Annotated in this window: 12 protein-coding genes; 10 read left to right on the top strand and 2 right to left on the bottom strand. The window is 42.1% G+C overall.

Going from position 1 to position 16,396, the window contains the following annotated elements:
• The first annotated feature begins 310 nt into the window (after positions 1-310).
• Genes DESMER_RS19740 through DESMER_RS19730 form a run of 3 tightly spaced genes read left to right on the top strand, consistent with a single transcriptional unit; the run spans position 311 to position 4,398 of the window.
• Positions 311-2,929, top strand: a complete 2,619-nt coding sequence (locus DESMER_RS19740; RefSeq protein ID WP_014904838.1) for a molybdopterin-dependent oxidoreductase — start codon at positions 311-313, stop codon at positions 2,927-2,929.
• Positions 2,929-3,477: a DMSO/selenate family reductase complex B subunit gene (locus DESMER_RS19735; RefSeq protein ID WP_014904837.1), complete on the top strand. Its 549-nt coding sequence runs from the start codon at positions 2,929-2,931 to the stop codon at positions 3,475-3,477. The genes DESMER_RS19740 and DESMER_RS19735 overlap by 1 nt, the downstream gene beginning before the upstream one ends.
• A 42-nt stretch (positions 3,478-3,519) precedes the next feature.
• Positions 3,520-4,398: a dimethyl sulfoxide reductase anchor subunit family protein gene (locus tag DESMER_RS19730; protein ID WP_014904836.1), complete on the top strand. Its 879-nt coding sequence runs from the start codon at positions 3,520-3,522 to the stop codon at positions 4,396-4,398.
• Between the two features lie 78 nt (positions 4,399-4,476).
• Here DESMER_RS19730 and DESMER_RS19725 read toward each other — a convergent pair whose 3' ends face one another.
• The gene (locus tag DESMER_RS19725) at positions 4,477-4,794 is read right to left on the bottom strand and encodes a hypothetical protein (protein WP_014904835.1); all 318 of its coding nucleotides are present in this window, start codon (positions 4,792-4,794) and stop codon (positions 4,477-4,479) included.
• 279 nt (positions 4,795-5,073) lie between these two features.
• Between DESMER_RS19725 and DESMER_RS19720 the strand changes: the two genes are divergently transcribed.
• A complete protein-coding gene (locus tag DESMER_RS19720) occupies positions 5,074-6,444 on the top strand; it encodes a hypothetical protein (RefSeq protein WP_014904834.1) in 1,371 nt (456 codons plus the stop codon).
• Between the two features lie 109 nt (positions 6,445-6,553).
• Here the strand turns inward: DESMER_RS19720 and DESMER_RS24580 are convergent, their stop codons facing one another.
• On the bottom strand, positions 6,554-6,781 hold the full coding sequence (locus DESMER_RS24580) for a hypothetical protein (RefSeq protein ID WP_083856518.1): 228 nt from the start codon (positions 6,779-6,781) through the stop codon (positions 6,554-6,556).
• A 27-nt stretch (positions 6,782-6,808) separates the two neighbouring features.
• Between DESMER_RS24580 and DESMER_RS19715 the strand changes: the two genes are divergently transcribed.
• From DESMER_RS19715 to DESMER_RS19690, 6 genes are all read left to right on the top strand, one after another.
• Positions 6,809-7,759 carry a DMT family transporter gene (locus tag DESMER_RS19715; protein ID WP_014904833.1) on the top strand — a complete coding sequence of 317 codons (951 nt, stop codon included), beginning with the start codon at positions 6,809-6,811 and terminating at the stop codon, positions 7,757-7,759.
• Between the two features lie 55 nt (positions 7,760-7,814).
• A complete protein-coding gene (locus DESMER_RS19710; protein WP_158405975.1) occupies positions 7,815-10,136 on the top strand; it encodes an MASE3 domain-containing protein in 2,322 nt (773 codons plus the stop codon).
• Positions 10,114-11,136 (top strand): response regulator, encoded by a 1,023-nt coding sequence (locus DESMER_RS19705; protein ID WP_014904831.1) that lies wholly within the window; start codon positions 10,114-10,116, stop codon positions 11,134-11,136. Before DESMER_RS19710 ends, DESMER_RS19705 begins: the two co-directional genes overlap by 23 nt.
• A gap of 163 nt (positions 11,137-11,299) precedes the next feature.
• Positions 11,300-11,989 (top strand): HD-GYP domain-containing protein, encoded by a 690-nt coding sequence (locus DESMER_RS19700; RefSeq protein ID WP_014904830.1) that lies wholly within the window; start codon positions 11,300-11,302, stop codon positions 11,987-11,989.
• 41 nt (positions 11,990-12,030) lie between these two features.
• Positions 12,031-14,028, top strand: coding sequence for a methyl-accepting chemotaxis protein (locus DESMER_RS19695; protein ID WP_014904829.1), 1,998 nt, complete (start codon positions 12,031-12,033; stop codon positions 14,026-14,028).
• Between the two features lie 586 nt (positions 14,029-14,614).
• Positions 14,615-16,171, top strand: a complete 1,557-nt coding sequence (locus DESMER_RS19690) for a sodium-dependent transporter (protein ID WP_427854288.1) — start codon at positions 14,615-14,617, stop codon at positions 16,169-16,171.
• The last annotated feature ends 225 nt before the right edge of the window (positions 16,172-16,396 follow it).

Raw genomic sequence — 16,396 nt, 5'->3', positions numbered from 1 at the left:
AATCCTCCAAGTAAGCTTAAATTGGGTGATCCCAGACGGCAGGGAAGAGCAGCTGCCTTTAGAAAGTTCTCAGGAGTATCGAAACTCATGAGAACTTTTTTTCTATTCGTCTACCGCAATAATAAATGGATTTAAATATATAGGGAATCTCGTAATTTTGGTGCCGTCAATTGTCACAACAGACAAAGTTTAGGGTCAAATCTTGTAGCCTTTTACAAAGGAGATCTGATCATCCATAGCGAAAGGTTAATAGTGTTATAAGATTCACAAATGCCTAGACGGCGTCAGAATTTATGGAGGTGACTAAAGGATGGCAAATTTTATCGAGAATGCAAAGAAATACAGCATTAACAGACGATCCTTTCTCGGCTGGACAGCGACTCTCACTGCAGGGACTGCGGCAGCCTTAACTTTACCGGGTTGTGGATTAGCCAAAGTCGATGCAGAGAAAGCGGCAGCCCTTGCCGGCAAAGAAGGGGAATGGATTACAGCGGCCTGTTGGCACAACTGTGGAGGTCGATGTCTTAATAAGGCCTATGTTGTAGACGGAGTTGTTCTGCGTCAAAAGACGGATGATACGCATCCGGATAGCCCGGATTATCCCCAGCAAAGAGGGTGTGCGCGAGGACGGTCACAACGTCAGCAAGTTTATGGTGCGGATCGCTTAAAGTACCCCATGAAACGCAAGAACTGGGAGCCGGGAACCGGTGGGAAAAGGGAACTCAGAGGCAGGGATGAATGGGTCAGAATATCTTGGGATGAAGCCTTAGATTCCATCGCTGCAGAGCTGAAACGGGTTAAGGAAGCTTACGGCAATAAATCAATTCTGACCAAAAGCCCGATCCCGTCCATCAACGCTTTTGGTGGCTCAATGACTTACTGGGGCACCACCTCTGACGGAGCATGGCCTAAGCCCCAGCAGTTCATGAATGGCGGCAGATCAAGAGGCTCTAATGATCGTCTTGATTTAAAGAATGCCAAGCTTATCGTGCTCTGGGGTTCAAATCCCGCTTGGAGCAGCGCCGGTAATCCCGCCTATAACTATAAACAGGCCAAAGATGCCGGAGCTAAGATTATCATGGTCGACCCCTTTTATACGGATTCGGCCCAGATTTTAGCGGATGAATGGATTCCGGTACGCCCCGGAACGGATACAGCTCTTTTATTAGGCATGGCTCACTATATGATCACAAACAACCTTCATGATCAGGCCTTTTTGGATAAATACTGTGTCGGTTTTGATCAAGACCATATGCCTGAAGGGGCCGATCCTCAAGAAAACTTTAAGGATTATGTGCTGGGAACCTATGATGGCCAGCCAAAAACTCCGGAATGGGCCTCTGAACATTGCGGAACTGACCCGGAGCTTATTCGAACCTTTGCTCATCAAATCGCTGTCACTAAACCCATGACCTTCAGTAGCTCCTCGGCTGCTGCCAGAACCATGCTGGGTGAACAATTCTGCCAGGCCTTTCTGACCGTTGGCTGGATGACGGGCAATGTGGGTAAACCCGGAGCTTCCATCAGCTCCAATAATCGCCACAATACTCAAAGCTATGGAGGACCGGCACTGGTTAACCCAGGAAAAGCCGGGGGCTCAACTGTAGCCAATCCTCTCTATAAAGAACCTACTTTTCCGGGACCGGATCCCTTTAAAACAAACTGGCATGGTATTGTTTGGGATGAGGCTTGGGATGCCGTTGTCAAGGGTGAATATACCGCAGGTGTAAGGGGTAAGCAGCCCTGTGACATTAGGGCCTTGGTGAATATTGGTGTTGGTAATCCACTGAACCAAGCCACGAATCTTATGCGCGGAATTGAGGCCTTTCGCAAGGTTGAATTTGTCGTGAGTTCGGCTCACTTCTTAACGACAACCGCCAAATATTCCGATATTGTCCTGCCTGCCACCACGGAATGGGAGAAGGTCGGAGGTTTTCTGACGGGTAACCCGGAAATGCTTATTTATTACAGCCAAGTTACCGAGCCCCTCTATGAAACCAAAGATGACAATTGGATCGATCTCGAGATCGGAAAAAGACTGGGCTTTGATCCAAAGAAACTTGATCCCTTGTCAGAAAAACAGAAGGTCTTCAACCAACTAGCTGGTTCCACTGTCATTAAAGAAGATGGTTCAGGGTATGAGCCCTTAGTGACCATAACGGCAGAAGATATTGCAGAATTAGGTGTCGATGGAACCCCACAGCAGGGGCGGATTGGGTATAAGGAATTTAAAGAACGAGGGATTTATCAGGTTCCCCGCGCTCCGGGGGATAAGTACGGTTATATCGATTATAAAAAGTTTATCGATGACCCGGAGAAGAACCCCTTGGGAACAGAGAGTGGTAAGTTTCAAATTCACAGTCAAGCTTTGGCAGATAATATTAAAGCCTTTGGCTGGAGTACCTTGGCCCCCATTGCCAAATATCAATATGTTACTGAGGGCTATGAAGAAACCTTTACTGACTACGAAAAACAAGTTAAGGGTGATTACCCCTTGCAGCTCACGACGATCCACTATGCCCGTCGCAGCCATTCCACCTTGGATAACATCCCCGGATTGCGAGAGGCTTTCGGCAATGAACTCTACATGAACCCTTCTGACGCAGAAGCCAGGGGAATCCATAAGGATGATATTGTTAAGATCACCAGCCGGCACGGAAGCGTGATCAGACCTCTTTATCTCACTGAACGAATGATGCCGGGAACCCTGACTCTGGGTCAAGGTGCTTGGGCTGAAATCGATGAGGAGAGTGGGGTCTGTAAAGCCGGAGCCGTGAATGTGTTAAATGGCGGGCTTTGTGGCGGGCAAGGGACGCAAGGGTATAACACTTGTAATGTTCAAGTTGAAAAATATAATGGTTCCATTAAGCTAAAGCCGGATCATACCTGGCCACAAAGGATTGTTAGTGCACAAGGGGGGGCTAAGTAATGGCGCAGCTGGGATTTTACTTTGATATGACTGCCTGCAGTAAATGTAAAACCTGTCAAATTGCTTGCAAGGACAAAAATGATTTGAAACTGGGAGCGCTTTTCCGTCGAGTCACGAGTTTTGAAGGGGGGAAATTCCCCAGCCCTTGGATCTATAATTTATCCATCGCCTGTAACCACTGTGAAAAACCAAAATGTGTAGAGAACTGCCCATCGGGTGCTCTCCATAAACGGGCTGACGGGATTGTCATGTATGATCTGGATAAGTGCATTGGTTGCCGCATGTGTACTTGGTCTTGCCCCTATGGGGCGCCCCAATATATCGAGGAACTGGGTAAAGTGAGAAAGTGCGACCTGTGTGCTGACTTAATCGACAAGGGGCAAAATCCGGCCTGTGTGGATGCTTGCCTGATGAGGGTTTTGAAATATGGGGATATTGAGGAGCTCAAAAAAGAGTATGGCGGAACTTCGGACATCAAAGGTCTGCCGGATTCCTCAATTACCCATCCTTCCTTCATCATCAAGCCTAAAAGAGAAGCTAAACGCTAAAGCATTCTTGTCTTTATAAAATGAATCAAAGGAGGTTAAGCAATGTTTGCTGAAGAATGGCCGTTAATGATGTTTACCCTTTTAACTCAGCTGGGGGTCGGCACTTTTATCCTTCTGACTATCACAGGAACGGTTCTGGAATCAAAGGAGAACCATAAAGCCGCATCCCAACTAACCAACACAGGGTTTCCAGCCATTGGAGTGATCATGGCCCTTGCTCTGGTCTTGTCACTCTTCCACCTGGGTACGCCAAGCGGAGCCTACCGTGCTCTTTTAAATCTTGGCAGTTCTTGGCTGAGCCGCGAGATACTTTTTGTGGGAATCTTCTTTGGCTTAATCCTTGGCAATTACTTTGTTGCCGGAAAAGGACAGTTCAATAAGATCCTAAGCTGGATAACTTCCCTGACAGGTCTGATGGTGATTTTCAGCATGGCAAGTATTTATTCTTCTTCTATACGACCGGCCTGGAATGGTGGGAATACCTTCCTCGCCTTTTTGGGAACCACCCTCCTCTTTGGGGTGTTAGGTTCGGTGGTCTTGATTATGCAAGGTTTAAAGGGGGATAAACTATCCCCCGAATTAATCAACCTGCTGAAAAAAATCAGCCTGATCGGAATAGCTGCTTTGCTGATTCAACTGGTTTATCTACCCGTTTATTACACCGCTCTCTCTGGCGGGGGAGACGCCGCCTTGGCCTCTGCCCAAGCCCTAGCGGGCTCCTATGGGCCTATGTGGGTGATAAGATGGATCCTTTCCGGAATAGGGGCTGGGCTTTTAGCCTACACTCTATTCAAAAAAGGGAATACCTCCTTGCCACTTCCGGCAAACACAGTCTATGTAGCCTTTGCCCTCGTCTTAGTTGGTGAATTCCTGGGACGTTACATTTTCTACGCCTCAGCAGTATCAATCATGGTTGGCTAAGGTGTAGGGGTTGATTCTCTCTAGGTCAAAGTAAGAATCCTCAAGACAAATGTCTTGAGGATTCTTGTTTTTGACTAGTTAGTGAGGCTTGGGGACAGGAGCCTTATCTTTCTTTTCCAAATTTTTCAGGTAATCTTCCATTGAGTCAAAATGGTTAACGTATTCGGTTTGCATTTCAGCTTGAGCTTCCAGTTCTGCAACTTGCCGTTCCTCAGTCCAGAGGTATTGCTGGTCGTCTGGAATAAGTTTTTTAGGGGCTAGGATGATTTTTCCATCCTCAACACATAACTTATAAACCTTACCATCGACTAATCGAAGTTCCCTTTTGACTTCGGCTTGAGAACGTTTTCTTTGTCGAACCAAGCTGAAGGATTTTTTGTTAGCATGTGCGTGCATATCACAACCTGCCTTTCAGTAATGTAAATATTCTGTAAGTTCAGTTTATCATTAATTGCACAAACACTGCAAATTCGGCGACCGCTTTACCTTTCAGGGACGACAGAATATCCGAGATTACTTTTGTATATTAGTGAACTCGTTCAACTAAAGTTGTACATCGAGTCTTACTATCAGATGAAAAGAAAAATTATGGATAAGAAGTAGGAAAACGGTCAAATGAAGCGAATTCTTTCATGATTACTTGCGATTTTGGATTAAAGGGCAGGGGGTAACTCAATGTCGGCAGAGTTCGGGGTGATATTAAGAGATGTCAGAGCTATTTTATTGGAAAGTGCTATCCTTAAACTTCAGGATATTCCTCTTGAGAAACTTATTGCTCTACTAAACAAACAATACATTAAGGTCGAAGTTGCGGAAGAACAAAAAGAAGAAGCGGAAAAGAAATGGGTCAAGAATTTCAAAGAGTTTCAAGACTTTTTGTTCAAGGATGACCTGAAATATAGCCATAAACCAAAGCAGCTAAATATTATCATGTTTCGTTTAGGAAGTTATGCCTTTCGCATAGAAGATAGCTGTTTTCATCATGAATATGAAGCTGAAATTTTTGCCTTCGTTTATCCCGGAATAGATATTGTCAATATTTTTTTTACGAATATAATTATCGGAGATCTAGCTGTTGATGAATTAATTTTTCTGCGGAAAATTATTCAGTATGATAAAAAGAAGATTGATTTTAATTTTCAGGGATTTTTCCAAGCTTTCAATCCCCCTAAATATAAGTCTTTTAGTCAATTAAATAATGCCATCTACCAAACCTTCGTAAGTGAAACAATTTCTAAAAAATATGCAGGAGATCCAGAAAATCCGGCTGAAAGTGAAAATTTATGTAAGAAGAAACTGATGCTTCTGGAGGTTCAAGGGATAGATAATGTGGAGGAGTCTTTAGGATTATTTGAGAAAATTGAAAGCAAGTATGCCAGGGAGCTTTATGGTCTGTTGGTAAGTGATGAAGGGTATCCGTTTATTCCTCAAAGATTTGCCTTAAACCATTTGAAAGATAATTTTGGTTCGAGAGAGCATTTCAGGATTTATGTTTCCAATACAGGGGTTCTTTTGGTGAATTTACTTAATACCGAACTCCATAAAAACTATGAAAAGTACCAGCTGAGAATTGCCGATTGTTTCAAGGATTATGAGGCTGAAGACAGGTTTGGCTCACATCCGGATATAGCCGGACTTGAGCATGGTGCCTTACTGGCCATGGAACGAGCCAGCATACTTTCGGTGATTATCCAAGACTACCTGAAAAAAGACTTTTATAGTGTCGACAATAGCATGAAGGATATTATTGAGAACCGCAAGAATTTAATCGAAATCATTAATAAGGCTACTAATATTAATATTGATGCCATGTCTGAACTAACGGATATCATTCTTGATAAACTCGGCATAAATGGATTTGTAAAGAAGGCAAGAGAGAAACTAGAGTTTGCCGAGGATGCTATTCAGATCAAATATCAAAGGCGTCTTAGTGTTGTTACGGCAATAATTGCTGTTAGCGGTGTCTTTTTCACGGCAATAGCAATACCTGAAATTAAGGATTGTATTATTAGTCTGTGCAAATATCTAATGAGTCTTGGTAATTAGGATTATTTCTAATAAAATCATAAGAGGAAAGATGTTATCTTCCCTCGGCTACTCAACAAAAGCATTTATGAGTACTATTTCAATATTTTCGATCCCTTGTAGTCGAACATCATTGGTAATAAATGCATCCGCTTTTTCTTCTATAGCTGTGGCGAGAAACAGTGCGTCTGGGCCTCTTATTATTGGTAAGGCCCAATAGATAATCAATACTGGTTTTGTAGAATTTGGCCAGCTGAATAAGGGAAGTGCTGGGAATATCCAGGGCCCCGCTTTCGTATCGGATTAAGATCATCTGAAAAAGAAAGAATAACAGGCGCTGTTGTGTTAAATAGATCAACTGTACTTAGGTTAGGGAGGAAAAGTTTTGAAATCTGTTCTGCTGGGTATTTTAGCATCATTGTTTTTTGCAGTTACCTTTGTCTTGAACCGGGCAATGGATCTTTCCGGCGGGAGTTGGGTGTGGAGTGCGGTTCTTAGATATCTCTTTATGGTGCCTCCGCTGCTGCTGATCGTGATTATCCGAGGAAATTTTAAACCCTTGTTAATGGATTTGGGCAAAAGGCCTGGGGTCTGGCTGATCTGGAGTACTGTTGGCTTCGGTCTGTTTTATGCCCCCTTGTGCTTTGCTGCAGCCTTTGGGCCTGCCTGGCTTGTGGCCAGTATGTGGCAGATTACCATTGTGGCCGGTTCCTTACTTGCTCCGCTGTTTTACTTAGATCTGAAAGTAGGCAGCAGTACCCAAAGAGTTCGTTCAAAAATTCCTATTCGCGGAATGATCATCTCTCTGCTGATTTTAGTTGGCATTGGATTAATTGAAATCCAACAAGCCGGCGAGTTAACCACCAAGGAAATGATGTTGGGAATTGTACCGGTGATTTTAGCTGCCTTTGCTTACCCCTTAGGTAACCGTAAAATGATGGCAGCCTGCGGGCAGAAGTTTGATACTTATCAGAGAGTCCTGGGAATGACCCTGGCCAGTATGCCCTTTTGGCTTATCTTGGCAGTTCTAGGACTTGAAATTGATGGACTGCCCAGCACTAATCAGTTATATCAAACGATCATCGTGGCTCTTTCCTCAGGTGTAATTGCCACGGTGCTCTTTTTTTCCGCGACAGATATGACCAAGGGAGATCCCCATAAACTGGCTGCTGTAGAAGCAACTCAGTCCGGAGAGGTTATCTTTGCCCTGATCGGAGAATTAGTGTTTTTGCAGGGGGTCTTCCCGAACACGGTATCTTTTATAGGAATAACACTCGTTATAATTGGCATGATGCTGCACAGTTTTTTAAGTAATGTCAAGGAAAAGCATCAATAGGTTTGTAAGCTTTCTTGTAACGTTGGAAATTGGAAAGATGGAGCGAGCTAAAGACATGAATAAAATCGTGGTAACAGTAAGAAATTATCTTATGCCAATGTTGCTTTTAGCCCTGTTATTTGTAATATCTAGGTGGAACTATCTTTTCTTTCATATCTTAGTTGACGGGTTTACAGTGACAGTCTCAATAGTAACCTTTTTAATAGCTAAACAAACCTTCAAGCATTCCAGAAACTATTACACGGTATTTCTGGGGTACGCCTTTTTATTTGAAGGGATTATAATGTTATTGCACATTTTAACTTATAAGGGTATGAATATTTTTCCCTATTACACTTCAAATACTCCAACACAGCTATGGATTGCTGCCAGATATATTTCCTCTCTCTCGTTATTAGCCGCCCCCTGGTTTATTAATAAGAAAGCCCCTCTTAAGACTATGGTTACTATTTATGTTGCCATTACTGCCCTGCTTCTAATGTCAATTTTATGGTATTCAGTTTTTCCGGATTGCTTTATTGAGGGAGCGGGCCTAACCCCCTTTAAGGTATATAGCGAATACCTGGTGATTGTTATTCTTGTGGCTGCAATTATTCATCATATTTTTCGAAAAAAAGAACTAAGCGATACCATGCTTAAGACGATGATTAGTTCGCTGGCTTTTTCCATTCTCTCCGGACTGTCATTTACCTTGTACCGTGATGTATATGGCTTTACGAACTTATTGGGCCATGTTTTTAGTGCTATATCGACTTATTTAATCTATAAATCGATTTTTATTAGAGGTATTGACATACCGTATGAAAGACTTGTGACGGAAATTAAGCACAGCAAAAGGACTGAAGAGGCCTTGCGCGAAAGTGAAGAGCGGTTTCGGGTTATGGCTGATAATGCTCCTGTCCTCTTATGGATGTCTGATGAGAATTCACAAAAGATCTATTTTAATAAAGGGTGGCTGGATTTTACCGGTAAAAGGATGGAGGAGGAGACAGGGGAAGGGTGGCTTAGAGATGTCTATCCCGGTGATTTAGTTAACTTGGAGAAAAGATACCAGACTGCTTTGCATAAAAGAGATGGCTTTCAAGTTGAATACCAGCTTAAAAGCTATGATGGTCAATATCGCTGGGTTCTGGAGACAGGAATACCTCGTTATCTTCCCGGCGGTATTTTTATCGGGTATATCGGATCCTGCATTGATATCGATGACAAAAAATATGCGATTGAAGCTTTAAGAGAAAGCGAAGAGCGATTCAGAACGATTTTTGAGAACACCTCAATAGGCATAAAGCTTGTAGATTGTAACGGAAAAATCCTGATGACTAACCCCGCATTTCGAAAAATGCTAGGCTATAGTTGTGCAGAGCTTAGTGGTTTAAACATAAACCAAATTTGCCATATCGATGATAAAGATACGATGATGTCAGAGTTCAGGGACTTAATTTCCGAGAAAATAAATGGCTTTAAATTGGAGAATCGCTATGTAGGAAAGGATAATGAAATAATTTTAGCAGGTATTACAGGATCATTGGTTCGCTCTCCAAAAACCAAGACCAAATTTGTTATTATTATGGCTGAAGATATCACTCGACAGAGGGAAGTTGAGGCTCACCTTTTACAAATGCAGAAAAAGGAGGAGATATCTCAGAGGCTGGCCTCCATTGGCTCCTTAGCTGCCGGAATAGCCCATGAAATAAATCAACCTTTAAATTCTGTCATAGTATTAGTAGAGAGTATGCTTTATTGGATGGAAAAGAAACAGGAGATCAGTAAAGAGGAGTTAACTGAGAACCTAAAAGAGATTGCCAATCAAGCCGATGAGATTAATGAAATCATTGTTAATTTGAGATCATTAATACGTAAAGAAACTAAATTGAAGCCCCATTTGTACAACCTTAATGATAATGTCGATCTCGTTATAAACTTCTTTCAGAATAAGGGTTTAGTCCAGGATGTTACTATTGTCAAGAACTATGGCTTTATTCTACCTATCATAGGAAATCCTACTACACTTAATGAGGTTATCAATAATTTACTGCTTAATGCCATTCAAGCGTTTAGTATGACATCTAGAAATGATAAAAAAATAGTTATTACCACATACATGGATTCCAATAATGTCTATTTAGAGGTTTGTGATAATGCCATCGGAATTAATGAGGGGATTAAGGATAAGCTATTTGAGCCACTTTTCACAACGAAAGACGTTGGGGAAGGCACGGGCTTGGGTTTATCGATTGTTCATTCTATAGTTGTTTACCATGGCGGAAATATTGAGTGTTCCAGTAACGAAAGGGGAGGAGCAACCTTTGTTGTAAGGTTGCCTTTAGTTGAAGCTATAGAATCGAGGGATAATAATGAACATACTAGTTGTGGATGACAACAAATCAAGCCGAAGTAGTGTGATTAAGTTCTTGTCTAAGCTTGGACACAAAGTTGAAGAAGCTGAGAATGGTGCAGACGCTTTGTCCAAGTTACATGCCAGGAGCTTTGATCTGCTCCTTACAGATATTAAAATGCCGAAGATTTCCGGTCTGGAATTGCTTCGCACTGTCACTGCCTTACCAATGGGGCAGAAATTAAAGGTTGTATTATTTACCGGGCATGGCGATCTGGAATCTGCCATCGAAGCTATTAGAAGTGGAGCTTATGACTATTTACTAAAACCTATAAAAGTGAAAGTACTTGCCGAACTTGTTGAAAAAATTGAAGCACAATGCAATCTGCTTAGAGAAGCGGAAAAGCAAGTAAAGGTATTCCTCGTGCACGATAATTCTTTAACGAGTCAAGGATTAAAACATGTCCTAGAAAAGAATAAGGATCTGAAGATAATCGGGGAGGTAACACCCTGCCAATTTGGTAATCTGGATTTAGGCAGGATTCAAGCAGATGTTTTTATCATAGATATCGATTCCTTGGAAGATGGCGATTTAAGCATTATCTCAGTAATAAAACAAGGGATTGCTGAGACAAAGGTGATTGTCATATGTTCTAAAGCTGATGGACGAAATGCTAAACGAAGTCTTAAGGAAGGTAGTCATAGTATTTTGTCAACACATGCTACCCCTGAGGAGATAATCTATTGTATTAATAAAACAATGGAAGGCGGTACGTACATTGAGCCCAAAATTGCCAAGTATCTTTTTGCAAATACGGAGGATAACTTGCCCCTTTATTCGTTAACGGAACAAGAAAGAAGGATATTAGCTAGTATTGGTCTAGGTAAGACAAATAAGGAAATAGCCGAAGAGTTATTTCTCAGTACCTATACTGTAAGAACCTATGTTTCCAACATACTTCAAAAACTTACTATACCTAATAGGACAGCGGCAGCAGCATTTGTGGTAAATCATAGGCAATTGTTAGAGGAATTAAGATAGTCTTAATCAGCGGGTGACCGCTGATTTTTTATTTTCTGGAGAAGATCAATACATGTGTACTGTGTAAAATGATATATACGTCTATAAAATAAATTTGAAATCTTCAGTACAATACAATTAGTAGAAATACAATTTTAGATTAATTATAATAAGGAGCTGGGATATGTTAAATGAAATTTTATCTTCTTATAAACTAAGGCAAATTTTGCAGAATATCCCCCATTCTCTTAAAGGGGATGAAACTATCCATATGAGTATGGCCCTCTCCTTACTGGAGTTCATTCGTTATAAGGATGATTATCTGGAAGAGCATTCGCTAAAAGTCGCGGCCTATACAAAAAGGGTTGCCCAGTATTTGGGGTTATCTAGGAAGATAGTTAATGAATACTATTATTCTGCGCTTCTGCATGACATTGGGAAAATAGGAATTAAAGATACTATTTTAAATAAAAAATCCTACTTAAACAAAGAGGAATGGCAGGAGATGATGAAGCACCCCGAGTTAGGTGCCGCGATAGTTGAAGAAGTATTTAAGCTTGAAAGCTTAGGAGACAACATTATGTTTCATCATAAGTATTATGACGGTAGGGGCTATCCACAGACACTTATACAAGGAGATGAAATACCCTTGGGCGCAAGAATCATCGCAGTCTGTGATGCCTATGATGCTATGACAACAGACAGACCTTATCGTAGAGCATTTAGTAAAGACGAGGCTTACAGAGAGCTAAATAAATGTGCCGGAACTCAATTTGACCCTCAACTTGTCGAGGTTTTTATAGCAGTTATGGAGTTATCTGCAAAAGAGCATTTAGACGGAAATAAGAAGTGCCCACTGTTTACTAATAAATAGTAGTGTTGAACACGAACATAATGATGGGAGTTAATAAAGCTATGAAAAGTATAAAGATAAGAATGATGGTTTATATCGGGGTTCTTTTATTGGCAGTTTGTATAACTTTGGGACTTGCTTCATACATAACCGCGGCTAAGGCTCTTACAACTCAAGTCAACGAAACTCTTCCTCAGGTTGCGGGTCAAGGTGCGAAGGTTGTCTCCGAAAGGATGAATGCTTTACTGGGAAGTCTTGATGTTCTAGCTAATCAAGACCGGATTAAGGACGTCAGTAACCCTTGGGAGGATAAAAGTAAAATTCTCCTCGAGGAGACCAAAAGAAATGGCTATATTTCGATGTTGATTGCTGATCTTAATGGATCGGCAAATATGACGACTGGAAAAGAGCTCAGTATTAAGGACAGGGACTATTTCCAAAAGGCCATAACCGGAAATAAGGCGATTTCCGAACCAATTATAAGTAAAGATGACGGATCTTTAATTATTGTCTATGCAGTTCCTATAAAACAGGACGGTGCAATCGTTGGGGTTTTGGCTGCCTTAAAGGATGGTAATGACTTAAGCAAACTTTCTAATGATGTTACCTTTGGCAAGACAGGCAGAGCTTTTATGATCAATGAGAAAGGGACGAAGATTGCCCATAGTAACCAAGAACTTGTTATTAATATGGATAATGATCTGGAAAATGTGAAGCAAAATCCGAAGCTAGAGGCTTTGGCCCTCCTGGAACAACAGATGACTGAAGGAAAAACAGGGGTTGGTGAATATGAATATAATGGGGAGATTAAATATCTCGGTTTTGCGCCGGTAGAAGGGCTAGACTGGTCCTTGGCGGTGGCTGCTCCTAAGGAAGAAGTCATGTCCGGAATACTAACCATGGGTAATTCCCTTTTTATATTATCGGTCTTGATTTTAGTCGTAGGATTGGGAGCGGGCTACTTTGTAGCTAGACTTATTTCCACTCCAATTATGGTTGCCGCGGAACACTTAGGAGTGATTGCTAGCGGGGATTTCACCCATGAGTCTCCTAAAGAACTCATAACAAGGAAGGATGAGCTAGGGGTACTTGCCAAAGCGATTGAAACAATGCAGGAATCAGTTAGATCAGTTGTCAAAGAAGTAATTAATGAATCCCGTAATGTTGAAAGTGCAGTAATTGCGTCTCGACAAGCTATCACTGAACTAACCCACCAGATTGAAGAAGTGTCTTCCACCACTCAGGAACTGTCCGCCGGCATGCAAGAGACTGCTGCTTCAAGTGAAGAAATGAGTGCTACCGCCGCTGAGATTGAGAATGCCGTTAGCTCAATTGCCATAAAAGCACAACAGGGAGCAGTATCAGCAGGGGAAATCAACCGAAGAGCCAGTGAGCTTAAGCAGAACGCAATCTTGTCCCGGAGTAGTGCAGAAACTATCTATCGCTCGTCTCAGGAGAAGCTGATCAAAGCAATCGAGGAATCAAAAGCCGTCGAGCAGATTAATGTTCTATCCGATTCGATATTGCAAATTACAGCCCAGACCAACTTGCTGGCTTTGAATGCTGCCATCGAGGCTGCTAGAGCAGGGGAAGCGGGCAGAGGTTTTTCAGTTGTTGCGGAAGAAATAAGAAAATTAGCCGAGAACTCGAAGACAGCTGTTAATGAGATACAAGTAGTCACGAAGCAAGTAGTTTCCTCTGTAGAAAATTTATCGGCAAGCTCAGCTAATGTCCTAGAGTTCATTAACAAGCAGGTTGTAAATGATTACCAGATTATGGTGGATACGGGAGAGCAATATTACAAGGATGCTGAGTTTGTAAATGAGCTTGTCAATGACTTTAGTGCCACCTCAGAAGAACTTAGCGCTTCAATTCAGGAGATGGCCAAAGTCATCGAGGAAATTGCTATCGCTGCCAATCAAGGGGCTGAAGGTACGACGAATATTGCGCAGAAAAGTATTACTGTCTTAGAGAACTCTGATGAAGTCTTAAAGCAGGCTGATGTAACAAAGGAGAGTTCGGATCATCTGGTTAGATTGGCTGCAAAATTTACTGTCTAGGAAAAGATGCTATTAGACACATCTGCAGAAGAAGGATCGGTTCTTATCTTTGATTAATTCAGAGAGTCCCACTTCTATAAGTGGGTGTTCCGATTTCCGCTTCGGTGGGGGTAGAATCCCCTACCGAAACCCGATGTTCAGCTTTAGCTGAACGAGTTCACTAAACGCGCTGTGTAGGGCATAAAAATTTATATCATTGTAACTTGATGTTTATGAAACAGAGCACTCTGAAAGGCACTGGTTAATCCCAGTGCTGTTTTTTTCGCTGCAAATAGTGTTTTTGCAGGGTGCATTTCCGAACACGGTGACTTACATAGGAATAACACTCGTCATAATCGACGATAATGCTGCACAGCTTTTAAGTAATAAATAACAACAGTGGAGAATAGAGGTGACTTGATCCCCCTAAACTGGTATAATGTTATCTTGTTGACTCTTGAACTAAATAAAGAAACATCTCCCAAATTAAAGGAATTGTCGGAAGGAGAGATAAAGATTTTAAGATGAGTAGATCATAAGTAGGAACAACTTTGAGGCTTGTTTCGAGGAGAAGGGGCCTTATTTTTTGTGGTTAAAATCCAATGGTATGACAAATACTAATAAAAACAGAAAAGGTGATAAAATAGTGGAAGGCCGTGAACAATGGGGGACTAGGGCTGGTTTTATTTTGGCTGCTGTGGGGTCCGCTGTCGGACTGGGAAATATTTGGCGTTTTCCTTATGTAGCTTATGATAATGGTGGAGGCGCATTTTTCATACCCTACTTATTTGCGCTGTTAACTGCGGGTATCCCGCTGCTGATTATGGAATTTACAATGGGTCACAAATATCGGGGCTCTGCGCCCTTATCCTTCGCGCGAATGAATAAGAAAACTGAGTGGATCGGTTGGTGGCAAGTAAGCATAGCCTTCGTGATTTCTACCTATTACGCAGTTATTATCGCTTGGGCCATGGCTTATACATATTTTGCTGTAAGCCTGCAATGGGGGAACGACCCCGGTGGCTTCTTAATGAGTAATTACTTAAGGCGAGTAGATCTTGTTAATGGTGCCTCCGTCGGGTCCGTGGGCTCGGTTGTACCCGGAGTCTTTATTCCGTTAGTACTTGTCTGGGTAATTAGTTTAGCAATTTTGTTTAAGGGTGTTAAACAAGGAATTGAAAAGGCAAATCGCATCTTTATACCCACCCTGGTTATTATGTTTTTAATCATTGTTATTCGCGCCCTGACCTTAGAAGGTGCTTCTATAGGTCTCGAAGCCTTCTTTAAACCGGATTGGAGTAAGATTGCTTCTCCGAGAGTTTGGGTCGCTGCCTACGGGCAAATTTTCTTCAGCTTATCAATTGCCTTTGCAATTATGATAACTTATTCCAGTTATTTGCCGAAAAGTGCTGACATTAACAACAATGCCTTTATCGCTGCTTTTAGTAATTCCGGCGTTGAGCTTTTAGCCGGCTTTGGTGTTTTTGCTACCTTAGGATTTTTGGCTAAACAAGCCAATCTTCCCATTGAAGATGTAGCAACTGCCGGTATCGGTTTAGCCTTTGTGGTATTTCCGGAGATCTTAAACTCCTTCCCCGGTTTTAATGGTTTGTTTGGAGTGTTATTCTTCGGTTCCTTGGTATTTGCAGGCCTATCGTCCTTAATCTCGATTGTAGAGACCTTTGTTTCTGCAATCCAAGATAAATTTGATGTGTCGCGGACAAAGGCTGTTATGGTTGGCGGCGGTCTGTCTGCTTTAATTTCGATTTTGTTTGCAACTCAAGGAGGATTGTTCTTTCTTGATGCTGTCGACTACTTTATTAACACCTTTGGCATTGCCTTAGCAGGTCTTGTCTCGGTTATTACGATCTCCTGGATTGTAAGGAACTTAAAGCCGTTTCAAGAGCACGCTAATCTTACCTCAGACTTACGCACCGGTTTATGGTGGAAAATCTGCTTAGGTGTAGTCACACCGGGAGTATTAGGCTACATGTTCGTTCTAAACCTTATCGATAACTTGCAAAAAAATTATGAGGATTACCCCACCGCATTTTTAATTTATTCCGGTTGGGGAGTGGCCCTAGCCGCGATTATTTTCGGCTTTATCCTAGCCTCTCTGAAGTGGAAAAATGGTCTGGAAATGCCAGAGGAGTCTGAAGAATAAAGCCACAAAAACACGCTTGAAATAAAAGACCCGAAAGACAGGGCGGCTTCGAGTGTAAGCCGACTTTAGGGAAATCGGGTAAGGCTTCGTGGAATCTTTGGCGTGTTAGGAAGGCAGCTTCTCCCAACAGGAGTGAACGAATCACACGGAGAGGCGGTAAAGCCCACAAAGCTTTCGCGGGGATGCGAAGCCACGGTTCACTTCAGGTATTACCCTGAGGTTTGG

Origin of the sequence: Desulfosporosinus meridiei DSM 13257 (genome assembly GCF_000231385.2) — a bacterium.
Taxonomy (GTDB): domain Bacteria; phylum Bacillota; class Desulfitobacteriia; order Desulfitobacteriales; family Desulfitobacteriaceae; genus Desulfosporosinus; species Desulfosporosinus meridiei.
The sequence above is the reverse complement of the archived record's forward strand: the minus strand, read 5'-3'. Positions and strand labels throughout refer to the sequence as shown.

Coding starts and splice junctions, on each gene's coding strand:
- DESMER_RS19740 (WP_014904838.1), top strand. CDS start 311: ATGGCAAATTTTATCGAGAATGCAAAGAAATACAGCATTAACAGACGA.
- DESMER_RS19735 (WP_014904837.1), top strand. CDS start 2,929: ATGGCGCAGCTGGGATTTTACTTTGATATGACTGCCTGCAGTAAATGT.
- DESMER_RS19730 (WP_014904836.1), top strand. CDS start 3,520: ATGTTTGCTGAAGAATGGCCGTTAATGATGTTTACCCTTTTAACTCAG.
- DESMER_RS19725 (WP_014904835.1), bottom strand. CDS start 4,794: ATGCACGCACATGCTAACAAAAAATCCTTCAGCTTGGTTCGACAAAGA.
- DESMER_RS19720 (WP_014904834.1), top strand. CDS start 5,074: ATGTCGGCAGAGTTCGGGGTGATATTAAGAGATGTCAGAGCTATTTTA.
- DESMER_RS19710 (WP_158405975.1), top strand. CDS start 7,815: ATGAATAAAATCGTGGTAACAGTAAGAAATTATCTTATGCCAATGTTG.
- DESMER_RS19705 (WP_014904831.1), top strand. CDS start 10,114: ATGAACATACTAGTTGTGGATGACAACAAATCAAGCCGAAGTAGTGTG.
- DESMER_RS19700 (WP_014904830.1), top strand. CDS start 11,300: ATGTTAAATGAAATTTTATCTTCTTATAAACTAAGGCAAATTTTGCAG.
- DESMER_RS19695 (WP_014904829.1), top strand. CDS start 12,031: ATGAAAAGTATAAAGATAAGAATGATGGTTTATATCGGGGTTCTTTTA.
- DESMER_RS19690 (WP_427854288.1), top strand. CDS start 14,615: ATGACAAATACTAATAAAAACAGAAAAGGTGATAAAATAGTGGAAGGC.